The 21,395-nt window shown below is 69.9% G+C and carries 17 protein-coding genes and 4 pseudogenes; 12 read left to right on the top strand and 9 right to left on the bottom strand.

Annotation, left to right across the window (positions count from 1 at the left end):
- Window positions 1-6: 6 nt before the first annotated feature.
- Window positions 7-864 carry a 2-hydroxy-3-oxopropionate reductase gene (locus GEV07_16235; GenBank protein ID MQA04201.1) on the bottom strand — a complete coding sequence of 286 codons (858 nt, stop codon included), beginning with the start codon at window positions 862-864 and terminating at the stop codon, window positions 7-9.
- A gap of 84 nt (window positions 865-948) precedes the next feature.
- Window positions 949-1,737, bottom strand: coding sequence for an FCD domain-containing protein (locus tag GEV07_16230; GenBank protein MQA04200.1), 789 nt, complete (start codon window positions 1,735-1,737; stop codon window positions 949-951).
- A gap of 5 nt (window positions 1,738-1,742) precedes the next feature.
- Between GEV07_16230 and GEV07_16225 the strand changes: the two genes are divergently transcribed.
- Window positions 1,743-3,041 carry a DUF2088 domain-containing protein gene (locus GEV07_16225; protein MQA04199.1) on the top strand — a complete coding sequence of 433 codons (1,299 nt, stop codon included), beginning with the start codon at window positions 1,743-1,745 and terminating at the stop codon, window positions 3,039-3,041.
- Between the two features lie 7 nt (window positions 3,042-3,048).
- On the opposite strand, the pseudogene GEV07_16220 reads toward GEV07_16225, so the two are convergent.
- Together GEV07_16220 and GEV07_16215 are read right to left on the bottom strand one after the other, a co-directional pair.
- Window positions 3,049-6,125: pseudogene (locus GEV07_16220) on the bottom strand (amidohydrolase family protein).
- A 227-nt stretch (window positions 6,126-6,352) separates the two neighbouring features.
- A complete protein-coding gene (locus GEV07_16215; GenBank protein MQA04198.1) occupies window positions 6,353-7,363 on the bottom strand; it encodes a LacI family DNA-binding transcriptional regulator in 1,011 nt (336 codons plus the stop codon).
- 107 nt (window positions 7,364-7,470) lie between these two features.
- Between GEV07_16215 and GEV07_16210 the strand changes: the two genes are divergently transcribed.
- From GEV07_16210 to GEV07_16195, 4 genes are all read left to right on the top strand, one after another.
- Window positions 7,471-8,889 (top strand): thiamine permease, encoded by a 1,419-nt coding sequence (locus GEV07_16210; protein MQA04197.1) that lies wholly within the window; start codon window positions 7,471-7,473, stop codon window positions 8,887-8,889.
- On the top strand, window positions 8,886-10,664 hold the full coding sequence (locus GEV07_16205; protein ID MQA04196.1) for an amidohydrolase family protein: 1,779 nt from the start codon (window positions 8,886-8,888) through the stop codon (window positions 10,662-10,664). Before GEV07_16210 ends, GEV07_16205 begins: the two co-directional genes overlap by 4 nt.
- The gene (locus GEV07_16200) at window positions 10,199-11,662 is read left to right on the top strand and encodes an adenosine deaminase (GenBank protein ID MQA04195.1); all 1,464 of its coding nucleotides are present in this window, start codon (window positions 10,199-10,201) and stop codon (window positions 11,660-11,662) included. Before GEV07_16205 ends, GEV07_16200 begins: the two co-directional genes overlap by 466 nt.
- Window positions 11,663-11,779: 117 nt before the next feature.
- Complete coding sequence (locus tag GEV07_16195; protein MQA04194.1) at window positions 11,780-12,196, top strand: hypothetical protein; 417 nt, start codon at window positions 11,780-11,782, stop codon at window positions 12,194-12,196.
- Between the two features lie 9 nt (window positions 12,197-12,205).
- Here the strand turns inward: GEV07_16195 and GEV07_16190 are convergent, their stop codons facing one another.
- Entirely contained in the window at window positions 12,206-12,634 is a 429-nt protein-coding gene (locus GEV07_16190) for an LLM class flavin-dependent oxidoreductase (GenBank protein MQA04193.1), read from the bottom strand.
- A 120-nt stretch (window positions 12,635-12,754) separates the two neighbouring features.
- Here GEV07_16190 and GEV07_16185 point away from each other — a divergent pair.
- Together GEV07_16185 and GEV07_16180 are read left to right on the top strand one after the other, a co-directional pair.
- Window positions 12,755-12,934 (top strand): annotated as a pseudogene (locus GEV07_16185) (IS5/IS1182 family transposase).
- Between the two features lie 113 nt (window positions 12,935-13,047).
- A pseudogene (locus GEV07_16180) lies at window positions 13,048-13,287 on the top strand (SAM-dependent DNA methyltransferase).
- Between the two features lie 218 nt (window positions 13,288-13,505).
- On the opposite strand, the gene GEV07_16175 reads toward GEV07_16180, so the two are convergent.
- The 3 genes from GEV07_16175 to GEV07_16165 all read right to left on the bottom strand — a co-directional run bounded on the left by GEV07_16175 (window position 13,506) and on the right by GEV07_16165 (window position 15,126).
- Window positions 13,506-13,832, bottom strand: a complete 327-nt coding sequence (locus GEV07_16175; GenBank protein ID MQA04192.1) for an alpha/beta fold hydrolase — start codon at window positions 13,830-13,832, stop codon at window positions 13,506-13,508.
- Between the two features lie 111 nt (window positions 13,833-13,943).
- A complete protein-coding gene (locus GEV07_16170; protein ID MQA04191.1) occupies window positions 13,944-14,234 on the bottom strand; it encodes a hypothetical protein in 291 nt (96 codons plus the stop codon).
- Window positions 14,235-14,508: 274 nt separating this feature from the next.
- Window positions 14,509-15,126, bottom strand: a complete 618-nt coding sequence (locus GEV07_16165) for a TetR family transcriptional regulator (protein MQA04190.1) — start codon at window positions 15,124-15,126, stop codon at window positions 14,509-14,511.
- A 124-nt stretch (window positions 15,127-15,250) separates the two neighbouring features.
- On the opposite strand from GEV07_16165, the gene GEV07_16160 reads away from it, so the two are divergent.
- Genes GEV07_16160 through GEV07_16140 form a run of 5 tightly spaced genes read left to right on the top strand, consistent with a single transcriptional unit; the run spans window position 15,251 to window position 19,991 of the window.
- Window positions 15,251-16,876 (top strand): AMP-binding protein, encoded by a 1,626-nt coding sequence (locus tag GEV07_16160; GenBank protein ID MQA04189.1) that lies wholly within the window; start codon window positions 15,251-15,253, stop codon window positions 16,874-16,876.
- The gene (locus GEV07_16155; protein MQA04188.1) at window positions 16,860-17,684 is read left to right on the top strand and encodes an enoyl-CoA hydratase/isomerase family protein; all 825 of its coding nucleotides are present in this window, start codon (window positions 16,860-16,862) and stop codon (window positions 17,682-17,684) included. The genes GEV07_16160 and GEV07_16155 overlap by 17 nt, the downstream gene beginning before the upstream one ends.
- 41 nt (window positions 17,685-17,725) lie before the next feature.
- The gene (locus tag GEV07_16150; GenBank protein MQA04187.1) at window positions 17,726-19,060 is read left to right on the top strand and encodes an MFS transporter; all 1,335 of its coding nucleotides are present in this window, start codon (window positions 17,726-17,728) and stop codon (window positions 19,058-19,060) included.
- 20 nt (window positions 19,061-19,080) lie between these two features.
- Entirely contained in the window at window positions 19,081-19,545 is a 465-nt protein-coding gene (locus tag GEV07_16145) for a MaoC family dehydratase (protein MQA04186.1), read from the top strand.
- Window positions 19,494-19,991 (top strand): dehydratase, encoded by a 498-nt coding sequence (locus tag GEV07_16140; protein MQA04185.1) that lies wholly within the window; start codon window positions 19,494-19,496, stop codon window positions 19,989-19,991. Before GEV07_16145 ends, GEV07_16140 begins: the two co-directional genes overlap by 52 nt.
- Window positions 19,992-20,008: 17 nt before the next feature.
- Here GEV07_16140 and GEV07_16135 read toward each other — a convergent pair.
- Window positions 20,009-21,237: pseudogene (locus GEV07_16135) on the bottom strand (IS110 family transposase).
- Window positions 21,238-21,395 lie beyond the last annotated feature (158 nt).

The following is a 21,395-nucleotide window of genomic DNA, read 5'->3' as shown; positions in this document are numbered from 1 at the left end:
CCTCGCTCACGCCGTCGGCTCCTGGCCGGCCGCCAGCTGTTCCACCACGAGGGCGAGTGCCGAGTGGTCGAGCTCGCCCCGCCCGGAGGCGACCAGCGTGGTGAGGAACTGGCGCACCGCAGCCGTACTCGGCAGGGCGACGCCCGCCTCGGCGGCGGTACGTAGCGCGATGTCCAGGTCCTTGGCATGCAGCCGCACCTTGAAGCCAGGCTCGTACGCCTCGTCGAGCATCCGCTGCCCGTGGATCTCGAGGATCTTGCTGCCAGCGAAGCCGCCGAGCAGTGCCTGCCTGACCCGCGCCGGGTCGACGCCGGAGCGCTTCGCCAGCACGAGCGCCTCCGCGACGTTCTGGAGGGTGCACGCGACGATGGTCTGGTTGCAGGCCTTGGCCACCTGGCCCGCGCCCGAGTCCCCGATGAGCGTGACGCTCCCGCCGAGCACGTCGAACAGCGGCTCGGCCGAGGCGAAGGTGTCCGCGTCGCCGCCGACCATGATGGTGAGGGTGCCGGCGATCGCGCCCTGTTGCCCGCCGCTGACCGGCGCGTCCAGCATCCGTACGCCACGGCCGGCGAGCTCACCGGCCAGCCGCCTGGTCACCTCGGGCGAGATCGTGCTCATGTCGATCAGCACGGCACCCTCGCGCAGGGCGCCGGCGACGCCGTTCTCCCCGTTCATCACGAGCTCGACGTCCGGTGAGTCCGGCAGCATGAGGATCACTACGTCGGCGCCCTTGGCCGCCTCGGCCGGCGTGCCGGCCGGCTGCGCACCGGCGGCGGCGAGACGCTCGACCGCGGGGCTGCTCCGGTTGTGCACGGTGACCTGGTAGCCGGCCTGCACGAGGTTGCCGGCCATCGGCTCGCCCATGATGCCGAGGCCGACGAACCCGACCTTCGTGTCTCCGGGCGTGAGTTCCCGCTCTGGCACGCTAGCCCTCCCAGTACCGTGGATTCATCCTTCCGACCCGAACCGCTGCAGCAGCTGCGCGGCGAACGCGTGCACGTGCTCGCGGGTACGGGCCTCGGCGGCCTCGACGTCGCGGCTGGTGACGGCGGCGAGGATCCCCCTGTGCTCCTCGTACTCGACCTCCCAGGTCTGCTTCTTCGTCCAGCCGGTGACGGAGATGAGCGCGACGAGATCCTGCAGGCCGTCGAGGTAGTGGCACTGCACCAAGTTGGCGCAGCTGGAGTAGAGCACCCGATGGAACTCCCTGTTGCGCAGCTGCAGCCCGACCTGGTCGCCCGCGCTGCCGTGCTTGTACGCCTCGTCGAGCAGCTCGCTCGCCCGCGCCATGGACGTTTCCGGGATGCGCTCGGCCGACCTGGCCACCGCCGGCGGCTCGAGCAGCTCCCTGGTGTCGTAGACCGACTGGACCAGCTCCGGCGTGACCGTGCGTACCACCATGCCGCGGTACGGGTTCTGCTCCACCAGGCCGGTGCCGACGAGGCCGATGAGTGCCTCGCGCACGGGCGTCTTGGAGACCCCGAACAGCTCGGAGAGCTCGCGTTCCACGAGCTGCTGCCCGGGAGCGAGCTGGCCGGACAGGATGGCCGTTCTTACAGTATCCGCGACCACCTGGGACCGCGAGCCCTGCAGCGTGAGCGACGGCAGCCCGGATCTCGTGGCGTCGCCCTCGGCGTTCACACTCGTCACCTTCCCCCGGTCAACGGTGCCATCGGATAAGACACGAGATACGATACACCAGATCACCTCGGTTTCCGCCGCACGGAGGGGTGGCAACGCCCATGTACGGTCCCTTTGCCGCGATCCGTGAGCTGCGCGTCGACGCCCCGTTCCCCGCGTTCACACCAGTCCGCCAGGACGTCCCCGCACCCAGGGTGCCGGACACCGCCGCCGCCGTGGAAGAGGCGCTGGCTCCCCGGCTCGACGAGCTCCCCGCAGGCGCGAGCGTGGCCGTCACGGCGGGCAGCCGCGGTATCGCCGACTTCGCCTGCACCGTCCGGGCGGTGGTGCAGACGTTGCGTCGCGCGGGCGCGGAGCCGTTCGTGGTGCCGGCGATGGGGTCGCACGGTGGCGCCACCGCCGACGGTCAGCGCGCGCTGCTCGCCGAGCTCGGCGTGACCGAGGACACGGTCGGCGCCCCGATCCGCGCGACCATGGACACCGTCGAGCTCGGCCGGCTGCCGGACGGGCCGGTCGTGCACCTGGACGCGAACGCCGCCGCGGCCGACGCCATCCTGCTGCTCAACCGGGTCAAGCCGCACACGAGCTTCCGCGGCGAGGTGGAGAGCGGGCTGGCGAAGATCGCGGCGATCGGGCTCGGCAAGCAGCGCGGCGCGGAAGGGATCCACGCGTTCGGCCCCAGCCAGCTGCAGCACTGGATCCCCGCCGCGTACCGCACGCTCGCCGGGACCGGCAAGGTGCTCGGCGGGCTGGCGCTCGTGGAGAACGCGTGCCACGAGGTCGCCGCGGTCGAGTTCCTGCCGGCCGACGGCATCGGCGGTGCCGGCGAGGCAGCGCTGCTCGAGCGGGCCAGGGCGATGCTGCCGCGCCTCCCGTTCGAACGGGTCGACGTGCTCGTCATCGACGAGTTCGGCAAGGACAAGTCGGGTGCCGGCATCGACCCCAACGTGATCGGGCGGATCGGCGTGCCGGGGGTGCCCGAGCTGTTCGGCGGGCCCGAGGTGACCCTGATCACCGCCCATCACCTCACGCCCGCGTCCCGGGGCAACGCCACCGGCATCGGCCTCGCCGACTTCGTGCCACTGCGCCTGATGGAGCAGATCGACCTGGCCAAGACATACACGAACGGGCTCACCGCCGGACTCAGCGCCGTACGCAAGATCCAGCTGCCGGTCGTGCTCCCCACCGACCGCGACGCGGTCGCGGCCGCCGTGCGCAGCTGCGGCGTGGCCGACGGCGCGCAACAGCGCATCGTGCGCATCCGCGACACGCTCGCCCTCGACAGCATGTACGTCTCGCCGGCACTGCTCGACGAGGTGGCGGCCGACCCGGCGCTCGAACCGGCCGGGTCGCCGTCCGCGGAGCTGTTCTCCGCGGACGGCGACCTGCGCGACTGGTAGTCGAGGGTCAGTCGTCGCAGCAGGCGGTTCTGGCCTCCTCGACGTACTTCGGGTCGTGCCACCAGTACTTCTTGTTGTCCGGGTGCTCGGGCACCGGCCACGCGACGCGGTTGTCCGGCCGTTGGCCCGCTTCGCCGTCACGGCGAACGGCTCGAGCAGCTCGTCGACGGTGTGGCTGACGCCGCCGACCAGCACCTGACGTACGTTCGCCGCCTCCGTGATGTCCTCGAGCGGGTTGCCGGCCAGCAGGGCCAGGTCGGCGTACATGCCGACCGCTACCCGGCCGATCGGTTCGCCGAGGAAGCGACCTGGCTCGCTCGTGGTGGCGACCATCGCCTGGTGCGGCGTGAGGCCGTACTTCACCAGCGCGCGCAGGTTCATGTGCGTGCTCACCGCGTTGTGGTCGATCGGCGAGTCGGTGCCGTTGAGCACCCGCCCGCCGCCGGCCAGCATGTCCACCGCCTGCTGCACCTGGCGGCGCAGGTTCGCGCGGATCGCCGTCTGGTCGGTGGTCTGCGCCGACCGCACGTTCGCCTGCAGCTTCGCGTACTCCCAGCTCGGGTACAGGGTGGTCACCCTACGGTCGGTCACCAGCGAGGTGTCCTCGCGGTACAGCGTCCTCGAGATGAAGTACGTCGGCATCCGCGCCGCCCGGGACGCGGTGAAGATGTCGATGACGTCGGAGTAACCGTGCCCGTGCGCCGTGATGGTCCGCGAGTAGCCGAACCTGTTCGTCGCACCGGTGTGCTCCATCGCGTCACCGCCGAACGCGAACGCCGGGTAGTGGTAGTGCGAGCTGGCATGGACCCCCATCCGGTGCGCCGCGTCGATGACCTTCTGCTGCCACGCGGTGGGCAGCCGCACGTACGCCTTCAGCAGGTCGTAGTCGAGCGCCTCGGCGCGTTCCAGCTCGAGCGCGAGCTGGTCGGCGTCGAACGTCGGGCGCATGAAGTTGTAGTAGATGCGCGCCCCGTCGATCGCCTCCCCGGTGGCGAAGTACCGCGGCCCGATGCGCGCACCGGACTGGATGGCCTCCCGCTCCTCGACCATGTGGTACGCGGGGCTGCCGGGCGACCTGGTCGTGGTGATCCCGAGCGACAGCCAGAGCCGGCCCTGCCGGTCGCCGTAGGAGTAGCCCTGCATCTCCCTGTGGTGGTGCATGTCGACGATGCCCGGCGTGACCACCAGGTCGCGCGCGTCGATACGGCGGCCGTCGCGTCCGGCCCGGTGCGGCTCGACGGCGGCGATGCGTTGCCCGTCGACGACGATGTCGACGTCACGCTGCACGGTCTCGCTCGTGCCGTCCCACATCCGCCCGGCGCGGATCACGGTACGCCCGCGCGGTTGCACGTTGACCCAGGTGAGCGGCACGGCAACGGTCTCCGGCTCGCCGCCGTCGGCGGACACCAGCCGCAACCGGCCGTTGTTCAGGTAGAGCAGCGACCGCGAGTCGCCGCTCCACGACGGCGCATCGGTGACCTCCTCGGTGAGCTGTCGTGCCTCCGACTTCGGCGTGCCGTCAGGCGCTACGTCCATCACCCACAGCACGCTCGCCACGACGAACGCCATCTTCGTGCCGTCGGGTGACCAGACGGGCCCGTCGTCACCGCGGGTCTGGATCGACCGGTCGGGCAGCGGGTCCACGTACGTCGCCAGGCCGGTCGTCCGGTCGACGAGCATGATCTTGCTCAGGCCCTCGCGGTATCTCGCGGAGTACGGGTAGACGGCGGCGAGCGCGATGACGTTGCCGTCCGGCGACCAGGTCGGCCGGCCGGGCTCGAACGTCGCGGGGAAGACGCGCTGCACCACTCCGGTCGCCACCTCGACCGTGTGCAGCGCGCCGTTCTGGTCGAGGAACGCCAGGAAAGCGCCGTCCGGCGACCAGCTGCCGGAGACGGCGGCCGCGTCGGGCAGGTTGGTCAGCTGCCGCTCGTCGCCGGTCGCGAGGTCGCGGATCCAGATGTCCAGCTTGCCCGCCCGGTCGGTGGAGAACGCCAGCTTGCTGCCATCCGGCGACCAGGCGGGATCCGACTTCCACCAGTGGTCCCTGGTGAGCGGCCGGGGCCGGCCACCGACCCGCATCGTGTAGATGTCGCCGAGCGCGCGGAACGCCACCTGCTTCCCGTCCGGGGACAGCACCGGGCTGCCGATGCCGCGCACCGGGTGCCTGCGGGTCGAGCTGAAGTCGCGGCGCCGCTTCTCGTACGCGGGCCGCACCACGTCGATCGCGGCGGTGAAGCCGATGGTGGCCACGCTGCCGCCAGCTAGCGAGCGCTTCTTCACCGCACCGTCCGCGGTGTAGACGAACCGCTCGTCGTCCAGCCACGACACGGTGAACGGGAACACCTCCTCGCCGTCCACGAGCGCCGTGTTCCCGCGCATCAGCTGGGTGGCCGCCGGCGTGGTCAGCGTGTAGACGACGTCCTCGCCGTCCGGTGTCCAGGCCGGGCCGTGCAGGATCTCGCCGCTCTCGCGCGACACCAGCGTCTCCCGCTCCCCCGACTGCACGTCGACCGCGTCGATCTTCGTGTCGGCCACGACGAACGCCAGCCGCGAACCGTCCGGCGACCACGCCGGCTCGTACTCCTCGTCGGCGGTGTCGGCGACCGTGGCGATGGTGCCGTCCGCCAGGTCGTAGGTGTAGATCGCGTAGCGGCCCGAGGCGTCCGAGGAGAACGCCAGGTGCTTGCCGTCCGGCGAGAACCGCGGCTCGCGATGGTCGTAAGGGCCGCGGGTGAGGCGCCTGAGCTTGCTGCCGTCGGCGCGGATCGTCCAGAGGTCGAAGACACCGTCGCGGTACGACTGGAACGCGAGCGTCTGCCCGTCAGGCGACCAACTGGGCTGCGCGATGTCGAAGAAGTCACCGGTCAGCCGCCGCGCCGTACCGCCGGACGCGGAGAACACCCACAGCACGCCCACCAGGTCGATCGCGACCTGCCGGCCGGCCGGGGAGACCTGGGCGGCGATGTCCGTGCCCTGCCGCAACCGCACCTGCCTGCTGCCCCCGGCCCTGGGTTGCGCGTGCGCACCTGGAGCGGTCAGCACGGCCGGCGCAACCAGCGCGGAGCCACCGACACCCGCCATGAACGTTCTCCGGCTGAACCCACGCACGACGTCGCCGTCCACCATCGTCACACCCACTTCCATGCGGGCAGGCGGTGACGACGCACTGGGCCCCCCGGCTCGGACACCGTCTGCTGTCCAAAAACCGGTCGACGGCATGGTAAGGAGCTGTACCCGCTCCGAGAGAAGACAATCACTGGCAGTGTTCGACAGACGGCAGCACTACCGCGCCGAACGGCACGTGCACGCTACGACGTGGTCGAGCGCCGCGCCACGAGGTCGGCGCCGATCAGCCGGTGCGCGGGTTCCGCCTCGCTGCCCTCGACCCGGCCGATGAGCAGCTCCGCCGCCTGCCGGCCGACCTCGCCCGGATGGAGGTCGAGCACGGTGATCGGCACCTCGCCACGCCGGGCCGCGGCGCTGTCCGACGCGGCGGCGACCAACAGGTCCTGCGGCACCCGCAGCCGCCGCCGACCGGCCTCGTCGACCACCGCGACCGCGTACCGCTCCAGCACGGCGCAGACGGCGTCCGGCGGGTCCGGCCGGTCGAGCAACGCCGCGGCGGCGGCGTGTCCCGGCTCCTCGTCGACGTGCGCGACCAGCGGTTCGCCGCCGCGTGCGGCCACCCAGGCGAGGTAGGCCTGTTCGGCGTCCACGCAGTACGAGTACTCGGCCGGGCCGGTGAGCAGTCCGATCCGCCGCGCGCCCGCGTCGCTGAGGTGGTCGAGCAGGCCGGTGACGCCGACGGCCAGGTCGTTGTCGACCCACCAGCCGGTGGTCTCGGGCAGCGCGGTGTCGCGGCCCACCGTCACGACGGGTGTGCCGGCGGCGCTCAGCTCGGCGAGCAGCGGGTCGGCGCTGAGCACGTCGAACAGCAGCGTGCCGTCGACGGCGATCTGGTCGAGCGTGTCCCCGGCCGTCGCCATCGGCACCAACGTCAGCGAGTACCCCTTGGCCAGGGCGACCGACGCGGCGGACATCAGCATCTCCACGAAGTACTCGACGTCCATCAGGCCGTAGCCGTCACCCTTCGGCTCCCTGGCGGTGACGGCGAGCACGCCGGTGCGCTGCTGACGCAGCTGCCTGGCGCTCGGGTTGGCCCGATAACCTAGCTGCCTGGCTACCTCGACGATCCGGTCCCGGGTACGCGGGTCGATGCGCCCGGTGCCGTTCAGCGCGTTCGACACCGACGCGGTCGAAACTCCCGCTGCCTGCGCCACCTCGCGGATGCCCACCCGGGCCCCGGGCCGTTTCGTCACATCGCCTCCTCGCACACGCTGCCGCGTCCCCCTTGAATGTGTCAGATCGTCTCAAGTACGTTGTCTGCCAGCCTGCTTAAAGGTTTAATCAGCGGAGGACGGTCCTCATGTCTCATCCGTTCCGCATCGAGCGCCGCGGCATCGACCTGGTGCCGCTGGCCGAACGACACACCCGCCCGCGGTCCCTCATCTGGCTGTGGGTGGGCACCACGGCAACCGTCTTCACCTTCGCCTACGGCGCGCTGCTCGTCGCGATCGGCCTGTCGTTCCCGCAGGCGCTGTTCGCGATCGTGCTCGGCAACCTGATCGGCTTCACGCTGACCGGGCTGACCAGCCTGCAGGGCCCGGTGGTGGGCACGTCCACCCAGACGATCTCGCGCGCGGCGTTCGGGCCGAACGGCGGCCGGCTGCTCGCGTTCTTCTCCTGGCTCACCCTGGTCGGTTTCGAGGCCGGCGGGCTGATCCTCATCGTGTTCGCCGCGCTCGCGCTGCTCGGCCAGCTCGGCGTGCCGGACAACGCGTTCGTCAGCACGGTCGTCATCCTCGTCGCCGCGGCGATCCAGCTGGTGCTGCCGCTGTTCGGCTACGGCCTGATCATGCGCGCGCAGCGGTACTTCAGCTACCTGGCCATCGCCATGTTCACGGTCATGGCGATCGTCGTGGTGCCGCAGGTCGACCTCGGCGCCGCGGCCGAGCCTGCGCCCGTCCCGCTGGTCACGGCGGCAATCGCACTCGTCATCGCCGCGGGCGGGCTGTCCTGGGCGGTGATGGGCAGCGACTACTCCCGCTACCTGTCGCCGCGGGCGAGCCCCCGCGCGACGTTCCTGTGCTCGGCGGCCGGCGGCTGCGCCGCGTACACGCTGCTGATGACGCTCGGCGCCGCGGTGGCCTCGATCACCGTCGACGCGAGCGACCCGATCTCCGGACTGCCGGACGTGCTGCCGGCCTGGTTCGTGGTCCCGTACCTGCTGCTCGCCATCGTGACCCTGCTCGCGGTGAACACCAGCGACCTGTACTCGTCCGGGCTCAACCTGCAGACGATGGGCGTCCGCATCCGCAGGTCGATCACCGTGATCGTCGACCTGGTGATCTGCGTGGCCATCGCGTTCTGGGCGGTGTTCGCCGAGTCGTTCTACGAGCTGCTGGAGAACTTCCTCGCGATCCTGGTGATCTGGCTCGCGCCGTGGGCGGCCTTCTACCTGGTCGACTGGCTGCTGCGCCGCGGGCGCTACCACGCCGAGTCGCTGTTCCCGAGCGAGACGGGCAGCACGGGGATCTACTGGCGCTCCGGCGGCGTGCACGTGCCGGCGATCGTCGCGCTGCTGCTCGGCATGGCCGCCGCCACCGCGTGGATCAACTCGGTGCTCGTCGTCGGCCCGCTCTCTGCGGCCACCGGCGGCTCCGACCTCAGCGTCTTCGCCGGCATGCTGGTCGGCGGCGGGGTGTACTGGCTGCTGGCCAGGAAGCGGGTACGGACCGAGGCCGAGGCGGTCGCCGAGCCGCAGGTGCGGGAGGCGCAGCGGTGAGGCTCGACCAGCTGATCGACGCGGCGACCGCCGCACGCCCGGCCGATCTCGTGGTGACCGGCGGCCGGCTGGTGAACGTGTTCACCGGCGAGATCTATCCCGCGGACGTCGCCGTCGCCGGCGACCGGATCGTCGCGGTCGGCGCCGTCGACAGGTACCGGGGCGCGGACACCGAGCAGGTCGACGCGGCCGGCGGGTACGTGGTGCCAGGCCTGGTCGACGGCCACCTGCACATCGAGTGCAGCAAGCTCTCCGTCACCATGTTCGCCGACGCCGTGGTGCGGTGCGGCACCACGAGCGTGGTCTCCGGGCTCGACCAGATGTGCGTGGTCGCCGGCCTGGACGGCGCCAGGTCGGCGCTCGACGAGGCGGCGGCGAGCCCGCTGCGGGTGTTCTGGGGAGCGCCGTTCCAGACGCCGTACACGCTCCCGCGGTCTACCGTGGGGCACTACCTCGGCCCCGCCGAACACCGGGTCGCGCAGGCCTGGCCGGAGTGCGTCGGCGTCTGGGAGACGGTGTCGGAGTTCGTGCTCGGCCGCGACCCTGCCGTGCTCGAGACCCTGGAGCTGGCCAGGCGCAACCGGCTGCCCGCGTTCGGCTGCGCGCCGATGGCCGCCGAGGCGACCCTGCCGGCGCTGTGCGTCGCCGGGATACGGCTCGACCACGAGAGCTACAGCGCCGCTGAGGCGCTCGCGAAGCTGCGCGCCGGCATGTACTTCCTCGTCCGCGAGTCGTCGGTCGCGCACTTCCTCGAGGAGAACATAAAGGTGGTGACGGAGCTCGGCGCCGACCCGTCGCGGGTCGCGTTCTGCACCGACGACGTCACCGTGTCCGACATGCTCGAGCACGGGCACATCGACCACCTGGTGCGGCTGGCGATCGCCGCGGGCGTGCCACCGGTGACCGCCGTGCAGATGGCCACCATCAACTGCGCGCAGATGTACCGCATCGACCACCTGGTGGGTTCCGTGGCACCTGGCAAGTACGCCGACCTGCTCGTGGCCGGCGACCTGCAGGCGTTCGACGTACGGCAGGTGGTCGCGGGTGGCCGGCTCGTCGCCGCCGGTGGGCAGATGCTGACCGCGCCGACCCCGCCGGTACGCGACCCTGCGCTGCTCCACACCATGCGCCGGGCACCCGTACGCCAGGACCAGATCGCCGTCCGGGCACCGGCGGGCGCCCCGAGCGTGCGGGTGCTCGCCATGGACCTCGACCGGCAGGTGCCGTTCGTCCGTCGCAGGCGCGACGTGGTGCTCGCCGCCGTCGACGGCGTGCTCCCGCCTTCCGTGGCGCAGGACGTGCTCTACGTATGCGTGGTAGAGCGCTACGGCAACGAGACGCCGATCCGCACCGCGTTCGTCACCGGGTTCGAGCTGCGCACCGGCGCGCTGGCCACGAGCGCGGCCCCGGACGACAACAACATCGTCTGCGTCGGCACGAACGCGGCCGACATGGCGGTCGCCGTCAACCAGGTGCTCGCTACCGGCGGCGGCCTCGCCGTCGCGGCCGAAGGCACCGTACGCGAGTTCCTCGCCCTGCCCGTCGGCGGCATCGTGGCCGACCTGCCCGCGGAGCAGATGGCCGAGGCGGAACGCCGGCTGGACGCAGCGGCCGGCGAGCTCGGCTGCCGGCTGCCGTCGGCGTTCGGGTACCTGATGTTCCTGGCCATCACGGCGATACCGGACTACGCGGTGACCGATGGTGGCCTCGTCGACTACCACGCACAACAGCACGTCGACCCGCTGCTCGACGTCGCGAAGGAGGCGACCCCGTGAAGGACTTCATAGCCGGCATCCCCAAGTGCGAGCTGCACCTCCACATAGAGGGCACGCTCGAACCCGAGCTGCGGTTCGAGCTGGCCCGCCGCAACGGCCGCACGCTCCCCTACGCGGACGCCGAGGCGCTGCGCGACTCGTACGCCTTCGACGACCTCCCGTCGTTCCTCGCGTCGTACTACGACGGGATGCGGGTGCTCGTCGCCGAGGCGGACTTCTACGACCTCGCGTGGGCGTACCTCACGCGCGCCCACGAGCAGAACGTGCGCTACGTGGAGATCTTCTTCGACCCGCAGGCGCACACGTCGCGCGGCGTGCCGTTCAGCACGGTGATCCGCGGCCTGCGCCGCGCGCTCGTCGACGCGCGCAGTGCGTACGACCTGCACGCCGAGCTGATCCTCTGCTTCCTGCGCGACCTCTCCGCCGAGTACGCCATGGCCACGCTGATGGAGTCGTTGCCGTACAAGGACTGGATCATCGGCGTCGGGCTGGACTCCGACGAGAAGGGCAACCCGCCGACGAAGTTCACCGCGGTCTTCGAACACGCGCGCACGGAGGGCTACTTCCTCACCATGCACTGCGACGTCGACCAGGAGAACGCCACCGAGCACATCCGCCAGTGTCTCGACGTCATCGCGGTGGACCGCATCGACCACGGCGTGAACGCACTGGACGACGAAGCGCTGCTCGCCGAGATCCGCGACCGCGGGCTCGGCCTGACCGTCTGCCCGATCTCGAACGGCTGGGTCACCGACGGGCTCAAGGCCACGGAGGTGCGCAAGCTGCTCGACGCCGGCGTCAAGGTGACGGTGAACTCCGACGATCCCGCGTACTTCGGCGGCTACGTGACGGAGAACCTGCTCGCGGTGCAGGACGCCCTCGACCTGTCGGCCGCCGACATCGTGCGGTTGCAGCGAAACGCGTTCGAGATCGCCTGGCTCGGAACGTCACGGCGCGACGCGTACCTCGCCGAGCTCGACCGGTACTCGGCGCCCTGAAGATCGCCGGGCGGCTCGTCAGGGCCTCGTCAGGGTACTGTCACTGGCCGCACCGCTCGGTACCCGCGAACCTCGGCTCAGTGGCCGCGTCAGCGGTCACCGAGACGGAGGACTTCCGTGCGCCGACTAGTCATTGCTGCCGTGATGGCCATGCTCGCCTCACTGCTCTTCGCGCCTGCCGCATACGCCGGCAGCCCACACTTCGTCGGTACGACCAGCATCACGCGCGCCGACACCAGCCTCACCGCGACCGGCAAGATCGCCGGGCTCGGCAACGAGGACCAGGTCCAGGTCCAGCTCACTGCAACCGCTCAGTGCGTGAACCCGGGCAGCAACAAGCCACAGGCGGGGAACAAGCAGAGCCTCGCCGCCGAAGGGACGTTCCCCGTTCAGAACGGCAAGGCCAACTTCACACTCACGGCGACCGCAACCTTCCAGCCGTCGTGCAGCCCGCCGATGACCGTCGAGTTCACCGACGTCATGGTCACCGATCTGACCCACAACATCAGTCAGTCCATCCCAGGCACCTTCTGACCGTACGGCTCAGGCGACCGACCGCAGCCGGGGCAGCAGCTCCGCGCTGCGGTCCGCCTGGGCGACCGGGTCCGCGCCGCGGAGGATCAGTACGAAGTCGGTGACCCCGGCCCGTGCGTACGTCTCGACGGTGGCGAGCAGCTCGTCGTGGTCGTCGGTGACGGCGAGCTGGATGGACCTGCGGATCTCCGCTGGATCGCGGCCGGCATCGGCGCAGTGTCGGTCGAGTACCCGGCAGAGATCCTCGAACTCCGCCGTCGACTCGCCGGGTCCCGGCATGTTCCACACGTCCGCGTACCGCGCGGCCGTACGCAGCGTCCACCTCCTGCCCTTGCCGTCGATCCAGGCTGAGATCAAATTAGTGGCTCTTGTCTGGATGGCGATCCGATAGCGGCCGATCCGGTGCTGGCACACCGGGTCGGGGTCTGGACCAACCACCTAGCCTCGATCTTTCGCGTCGCTGTCAGATGACGGGGTCGACAGTTGGGTTGAGCGTGGGTGATGGACGGGCGTGGTTGAGTCCCGGCGCTGTGCTCGCCGGTTCTCCGTGTCCTTGGTCTGAACCATCCCGGCGTTTCCGGAGATGGTGGTGTGTTCTGGTTCTTGGCTGAGTATCGGGGGGTGTTGTTCCCGGATGAGATGTTCGCGGATTTGTTTCCCTCGGGTCGGGGTCGGCCGAGTGTGCCGGCGGAGGTGATGGCTAGTGTGATCACGTTGCAGGCGTTGCATGGCCTGTCCGCCTTGACAAGGTGCGTCTGACCAAATGCACCAGTTGGTGTTCTAAATTCCCAACCACTGGTCGGGGCTTACGGGTGATCTTGTCGTCCTTGCTGCCCAGCAAAGACCGCGCCGAGCGCGTCGAATCCGAACGCTGGAAGTCCTACACCTATGACGAGCTGCTCGCCCGCGACAAGGTCAACCTCGACCTGACCTGGCTGCGGGACGAGTCCCTCGAGGACACGGACAACCTCCCCGTCCCCGAGGTGATCGCCCGAGAGATCGTCGAGGACCTCACCGCTGCTCTGGAGGAGTTCGAGGCGGTCGCGATTGCGCTCGAGGCCGCGTCCGAGAACCAATCGCGGGATGGGTAGCCGTCCAGCAGGCGCACCTGGCACACCTTTCGTAGGACCACTGGGAGGTCGCCGCGCACTTCGCAAGGAGTACGGCGCAATCGTCTGGACGAATACCGTCCCCATTGGCGTCGCCGGGGGAGCTATTCAAGCAAATCCGCAGTGAGCCGGCTTCGTGTGGAATGTGTGACGAAGGCCCGAGGGGCTCGTGTTGTCGCAGATCAGATGCGGGCGGCGCGCTACAGCGTCTTGACGAAGTCGATGACGACGGCGTTGAACTCCTCGGGTGGCTCCCAGAACGGCGAGTGGCCGCTATCGTCGAAGAGGGCGAGGGAGGTCTGCGGGATCAGGTCGCTCAGCGCCTCCCACACCGGCGTCGGGTAGATCTGGCTCTTCCGGCCGTGCGCGAGCAGCACCGGTACGTCGATGGTCGGCAGCAGCGGTCGCCTGTCCTGGCTGGAGAAGGGCACCCACAGGGCGAGCGCCGTCAGGTCGGGGACCGTGGTCGACTCGTCGGACCACCAGGCGATCGTCTCGGGGTCCTGGGTGGAGCCGGCCGCGAACATGGCCGGGATCAGACCTCCATCAGGCCGGTGCGGTCGGCGATCATCTGGCGCTGCACGTCCAGCGAGCTCCTGGCATCCAGGTTCCCGAAGACGCCGTGCGGCCAGTCGCCGTCAGCGAACAGGTACGGGGTCATGTCGATGTCCACGATCCCGGCGAGCCGCTCGGTGCCGAACTGGGCGAGGTAGTTGTCCACGGTCGCCATGCCCATCGACCAGCCGGGCGAGCACGACGTCGCGCAGGTCCAGGGCGGCCAACACGGTCTCGATGTCACGGCCGACCTGTTCCATGGTCAGGTGCATGAACTCCTTACCCGACCTGCCGTGGCCGCGGGAGTCGATAGTGATCACCCGATGGTCGGCGGCCAGCGCGTCGACGTTCTTGTGGAACAGTCGGCCGTTCATCGTCCACCCGTGGATCAGAACGATCGGCCGGCCGGTGCCGGTCGAGAGTAGTGCAGCAGGACACCGTCCGATGCCGGGACGAATGGCATATCCGCTCCCCTGCGACCGCGCCCCGGTGCACGGTGGTGTCGCACCCCGAAGGCTTGGTTTCCTTGTCTCGGTCCCGCGCGGTTGCAGGGAAGCAAACCACAATCACTGCACGCAATCAACAAACAGTTGTTACATGATCTTGAAACACCCCTCCCCCGCTGGTCGACGGACGATCTCGACCGGCTTAGCCGACTCCCATCTCGCCACCCTTGCGCGGCGCCCGGATGCCGTTGATCACGATGTCCACGAATCGCTTCGCGAGCTGGTCGGTAGACAGGTCGCCGTCGGGCGAGTACCAGACGTATGCCCAGTTCAGGATACTGGTGAGGGCGATACCGGCGATCCGCGGCTCGATGTCGCGGAACTCGCCGGTGGCGATCCCCCGCGCGAGCACGCTCCGCAGGTTGGCCTCCCAGCGGTCCCGGCTCGCGATCACCTTCTGCTGGCGCTCCTCGCTCAGGTTCCGCCACTCGTGGAAGAAGACGGTGGCGAACTCCTTGTTCTCGCCGATGAGCTCGAGGTCCTTGGCGGCGATCCGGTAGAGCTGCTCGGTCGCCGTGCCGCCGCCGGCGAGCACATCGGCCATGTCCTGCTCGGAGCGCTCCATGATGTGGAAGACGATCTCCTCGAGCAGGTCCTCCTTGCTCGAGATGTGCACGTACAGGCTGCCCGCGTGGACGCCGACCGCCCTGCCGATGTCCCGCATCGACGTGCCGCGGTAGCCCTGCCGGGCGAAGAGCGCGGCGGCGGTCTGCACGATCGGAGCCGCGTAGTCGTTACTGCCTGTAGCGCGTTCGGTCATCCGCCCATTACACACCACCGGGCGATCGAGGTGACGATCCAGGCGAGGCGATGCAACAAGTGTTTGTTGACTCTGGCCGTGGCCCCGGTTACCGTCTCGGTCGAGAGCAGAGGCGGAGCACCCAATGCGCTACTACGACGCCAGCGACCGGACGACGACCCGGATCCTCGCCGACAAGGCGGCGACCGTCGGTGACCGGCCGTTCCTCCACTGGCAGGGCCGCACGTACGCGTACCGCGACCTCGACGCGATGACCAACAGGTACGCGAACGGGTTCGCCGACCTCGGCGTCGGCCGGGGCGACCACGTCGCGCTCCTCATGCCCAACTGCCCGGAGTTCCTCTGGACGCTGTGGGGTCTCGGCAAGCTCGGTGCGGTCGCGGTGCCGCTGAACACCGCGGCGAAGGGCGAGCTGCTGCGTTACTTCCTCGACCAGTCCGACTCGGTGATGTTGTGCGTGGACCGATCGCTGCTGCAGCGCGCGGTCGACGTCCTCGGCCAGGTGCCTGCCGTACGCACCGTGCTCGGCCACGGCGTCGACGCCGACGCGCTCACCGCCGCCGGCCTGCCGGACGGGGTGCGCACGCACGAGCTGACCGAGCTCGCCACCGGCCCCGACACGCCGCCGGAGCCTGCGGTGCCGGTACGTGCCGAGGACCCGCACCTGATCCTCTACACGTCGGGCACCACCGGGCCGTCCAAGGGCGCCATCTGCCCACAGTCGCAGGGCCACGCGGTCGGCCACCAGATGAGTTCGATCAACGGCTACCGGCCGGACGACGTGCTCTACACCTGCCTGCCGGTCTTCCACGGCAACGCGCTCTGGTACACGGTCTACGCGGCGCTCTGGGCCGAGGCATCGGTGGCGCTGTACCCGCCCTTCTCGGCCAGCCGGTTCTGGGCGCAGATCCAGCAGTCGAACGCGACCGTGTTCAACTGTCTCGGCGCGATGGCGAACATCATCTGGCAGCAGCCGCCGTCGCCCGCGGACCGCGAGCACCGCGCCCGGATCTGCATGATGGTGCCGAACTCGCGCGAGCTCAGCCGCGGCTTCCTCGACAGGTACGGCATCACCGTCACCTCGGTTTACGCGATGACCGAGAACTGCGCGGTCACCGTGTTCGGCCCGGACGACCCACAGGAGAAGGTGCCGTCCGCCGGGCGGGTACGCGACGGCGTCGCGGTGCAGATCGTGGACGACGACGGGGTCGAGGTCCCGGTCGGCGCGGTCGGCGAGATCCGGATCAAGCCGGCCGAGCCCGGCATGACGATGCTCGGGTACTACAACATGCCTGAGGCCACCGCCGAGACGCACAAGGACGGCTGGTTCCACACCGGCGACCGCGGCTGGCTGGACGGTGACGGGTACCTGTACTTCTCGGACCGCAAGAAGGAAGCCATCCGCAGGCGGGGCGAGAACATCTCCGCGTACGAGGTCGAGACCATCATCTGCCAGCATCCGGCGGTGCACGAGGCGGCCGCCGTCCCCGTGGCATCCGAGCTCGGCGAGGACGACGTGATGGTGTACCTGGTCGCCGCCGACGGCGCGACGATCACGTACGAGGAGATCATCGCGTTCTGCGCCGACCAGATGCCGTACTTCATGGTGCCGCGCTACCTCGACGTCATCGACGAGCTCCCCAAGACGCCCAGCGAGAAGATCGAGAAGTACAAGCTGAAGACCGCAGCGGCCGAACGCCTCGGTGAACTGTGGGACAGAGAGGCGGCCGGCATTGTCATCGGCAGGTGAGGAGCTCGCGGACGGCGCCGTCCTGGTGGAGGTCGACGGGCCGGTCGGTCGGGTCACGATCAACCGGCCGAGATCCCGCAACGCGCTCAGTCCGTCCGTGGTCGCCGGGCTCGACGCGGCCGTCGACGCCGCGACGGACGCGCGGTGCGGCGTCGTGGTGGTCCGGGGTGCGCACGGCACCCTGTCGGCCGGCGCCGACCTCAAGCACCTGCTCGGCGTCGTGGACGAACCGGGGGCACTGCGCGACTACATCACGTCGATCGGGGCGACCGTCGACCGGCTGGAGGCCGCGCCCTTCGTCTCGGTCTGCGTGGTGGACGGGTACGCGCTGGCCGGCGGCTGCGAGATCATGCTCGCCTGCGACCTCGCCGTCGTCAGCGAGACGTCGGCCATCGGCGACCGGCATCTCGAGTACGGGCTGGTGCCGGGCGCGGGCGGTTCGGTCCGGCTCACGCGAGCGCTGCCGCCGATGCTGGCGCGCCGGTTGCTGTATACCGGCGAGATGCTCGACGGCCGTACCGCCGGCCAGCTCGGGCTGGTGAGCCACGTCGTCCCGGCAGCCAACCTGGACACCGCCGTCGACGCGCTCGTCGACCGGCTGGCCAGGCACGGCCCGGACGCCCTGGCGCTCATGAGACGCCTGCACACCAATGCTCGTGCCGCCGAGCCGGCGCGGGCGATCGCAGCAGAAAGAGACGCGCTGCTCGACCACCTGGGCAGCGCGACCGCACGGGAGGGGCTTTCCGCGTTCGCGGAACGCCGTAACCCGGACTTCCGCCGCACGGCGCCGGCGCCGGTCGCTCCGTGACCGACCAAGTGCCCGCGGGACGTCGACGAAGGAGCCTGACGATGACCGATTCCAGAACCGAGCTCACGACCGCTCAGGCGCCGCCCATGCGGCGGGTGGCCGCCTCCGTCCTCATCGGGACCACCATCGAGTGGTACGACTTCATCCTCTACGGGTCGGCGGCCGCCCTGGTCCTCGGTCCGCTGTACTTCCCGTCGTCCGACCCCGTCGCATCGACGCTGCTCGCGTTCAGCACGTTCGCGGTCGGCTTCTTCGCGCGGCCACTGGGCGGGATCGTCCTCGGACACTTCGGCGACCGGGTCGGCCGCAAGAAGATGCTCGTGCTGTCGCTGTCGATGATGGGCGTGGCGACGTTCCTCATGGGAGCCCTGCCGACGTACGCCACCATCGGCGTCGCGGCGCCGATCATCCTCGTCCTGCTGCGGTTGGTACAGGGCTTCGGTGTCGGCGGCGAGTGGGGTGGTGCGGTGCTCACCGCCGTCGAGTACTCGAGCCCCGGACGACGCGGTTTCTACGGAAGTCTCCCCCAGATCGGCGTACCGGCCGGGCTGTTCCTCGCCACCGGCGCGTTCTTCCTCGTCGCGCAGATGCCCGAGCAGGCGTTCCTGAGCTGGGGGTGGCGGATCCCGTTCCTGGTGAGCATCGTGCTCGTGGTCATCGGCATGATCGTCCGCTTCACGCTCACGGAGACACCGGTCTTCGAGCGGGTCACGCAGGGGCGGGAGGTCGTGCGGGTGCCGTTGGTCGAGGCATTCCGCACCTACCCGAAGCAAGTCCTGCTCGCCACCGGCTCGATGATCAGCACCGGCGCCTACTTCTACGTCGTCAACACCTACTCGCTGTCCTACGCCGCCTCCACGGAGGTGATGAGCCGCAGCGTCATGCTGGTCGCCGTCCTGCTCTCGGCCGTGGTCGCGGTGTTCGCCCTGCCGTTCTTCGGCGCACTGGCCCAGCGCCACGGCCGCCGCCGGCTGATCCTCATCGGGCTCGCCGGGATGTGCGTGTGGATCTTCCCGACGTTCCTCGCCATCGACAGCGGGATCGTTCCGCTGGTCGTGCTCGCGTACCTCGTCGGCGCGGTGCTGTTCAGCGTCTCCTACGGCCCGCAGGCGACGTTCATCACCGAGCTGTTCGACGCACGGGTGCGGTTCAGTGCCTCGTCCACGTCGTTCCAGCTCGGCGTGCTCCTCGGGGGTGCGGTAGCCCCGCTGGTGGCCGCCTCGCTCGTCGCCGCCACCGGAACGTCGATGTCTGTCGCGGTGTACGTCGCCGCGGTTTCGCTCGTGTCGCTGTTCAGCGTGCTGCTGGTCAGCCAGCGTGACCTCGCCCGCGGCAGCCGCGACATGGACGGCGCCGCCGTGGAGGACCGCTCGTGACCGTGGACCCGCGACGTCGGGTGTCCGGCCGGTGGTTCGAGGAGCTCACCGTCGGCACCGTCGTGCAGCACGCCACCCGGCGCACGGTGACCGAGACCGACAACGTGCTGTTCACCACCATGACGATGAACCCGGCGCCGATGCACCTTGACGCCGAGTACGCCGCGCGCACGGAGTTCGGCAAGCCGCTCGTGAACAGTATGTTCACCGTCGCTCTGGTGGTCGGGTTGTCCGTACCCGAGCTCACCCTGGGCACCATCGTCGCCCAGCTCGGCCTGACCGACGTGCAGTTCCCCGCCCCGGTGTTCGCGGGAGACACGGTGCGCGTGGAGAGCGAGGTCGTCGACGCACGGGCGTCGAAGTCCCGCGCGGGCGCGGGGATCGTGGTGTTCGAGCACCGCGCGTACAACCAGGACGACGTGCTGGTGTGCCGATGCCGCCGCACCGGGTTGATGTACCGCAGACCGCAGGAGGCGCATGCGTGATCACCGACTACTTCGACGCGATCGCCGTCGGCGACGAGCACGTCAGCATGGCGCGCACGGTCACCGAGACGGACATCGTCACGTTCGCGATGTTCACCGGTGACTGGCACCCCGCGCACACCGACGTCACGTACGCCGAGTCCGACCCGGTGTTCGGTGGCCGCGTCGCGCACGGCGCGCTCGTCCTCTCGGTGGCGCTCGGCCTGGTCACCTTCTGGCCGCAGGCGATGAAGGCGTTCTACGGGATCGACCGGCTGCGGTTCGTCACGCCCACCAGGATCGGCGACACGATCCGGGTCCGCACGGTGGTCACCGACAAGACGCCGCGCGGTGACGGTACCGGCGTGGTCACCTCCGACTTCACCGTGCTCAACCAGCGCGACGAGACCGTGGTCGCGGCGAGCCTGAAGACGCTCGTGACGGAACGGACGGGGGTGCGGTCATGACACTCCCTGTGTCAACCTCAGGCCGCTGTGAGGGTGGCTGCGGTGCCGTGTTTGGCGGGGTCGTAGGGGTTGTTGTCGTGCCAGCAGCGCCAGATGACGCGGATCCAGGCGCGGGCCAGGACGCGGATCGCGTGTGGGTGGTCCTTGCCGCTGGCGCGGGCGCGGGTGTAGATGTCGGCGGCCCAGGGGCTGGCGTGGCGGCTGTTGTCGGCGAAGGTGGTGATCGCCTTGCGGAACCGCTTGTTGCAGGCCCACCGGAAGTGCACCGCGCGGTGCTTGCCGGACTCCTTGGTGACAGGTGTGCAGCCGGCGAGCGCGGCGACGGCGTCGGGAGAGTCGTAGGCTTGCCGGACATCGCCCCACTCGGCGAGCACCTGGGCGACGTTGATCTGACCCGACGTTGGCAGCGACGTGAAGATCGCGGCGTCCGGGTGCTCCCCGAGGTGGGCGGTCACGGACCGGTCGAGGTCCTTGATCGCGGTGTTCAACGCGGTCAGCACGGCGACGTGGGCGAGGACGGCGTCGCGCAGTGCTTCGGTCACGGCGTCGTCGCTGACACCGGTGGGGCGCCGTGCAGCCGAGTGAGCAGCTCGGTAGCGGTGCGGCGGCCGGAGTAGCCGTGCTTGACCATGAACGCGGCAATCCGCTTGACGCCGAGCCGGGCTGCGGCGGCCGGGGTGGGGTAGCGGGTCAGGAACGCCAGGCTGATCGGGCTCTCGACGTCGGCGAAGACGGCGTTGGCCCCTGGCCAGTACGCGTCCAGCAGTGCGGAGAGCTGGTTGGTCGCGGCGACCCGCATTTCGACCAGGTCGTCTCGCGACCGCACCACGGTCCGCAGCGCCTTCGTCTCGGGCGAGTACGGCGCTGCGACACGCAGCCGGTGCGCCCGCAGCCGCAGGTACTCCGCGATCACCGCGGCGTCGCCGGCATCAGACTTCGCGCCGGAGCGCACCTCGCCGTCACGCCAGGTCTTGATCGCGTTCGGGGACACCGGCACCACTGGGTGACCGGCCTCGAGCAGCAGGTCGACCAGGCGGCCGTTCGGCCGTTCGATCCTGACCGGCACATCGGCGGGATCACCCAGACGAGCGAGACGACGGATCAACGCTGTGATCCCGTCCGCGGAGTGGGCGACGGTGAACTCCGCCACAACCACCCCGGCCGCATCCATCACGCACACCGCGTGGATCGCAGCGGCCCAGTCGATCCCAACGAAGTACAGCGCAGCAGGCAGCGCAAGAGACAACGAGACTCCTCCATCAGGCAGCAGCGACGACCCGGCGGCGACGAGGCCGACACCCGGGCGGTCACTAACCGGCGCTCTACGGCGCGTCTCCCTGTTGCCGGTCCACGGCCCCGCGAGAACCGGGGGCGGCAGTGTCATGCAGGCCCTCAACGAGCGAC

The sequence above is a fragment of the Streptosporangiales bacterium genome, from assembly GCA_009379825.1.
Taxonomy (GTDB): Bacteria; Actinomycetota; Actinomycetes; order Streptosporangiales; family WHST01; genus WHST01.
Note: the sequence above shows the minus strand (reverse complement) of the source record. Positions and strands in the feature narration are given on the sequence as shown.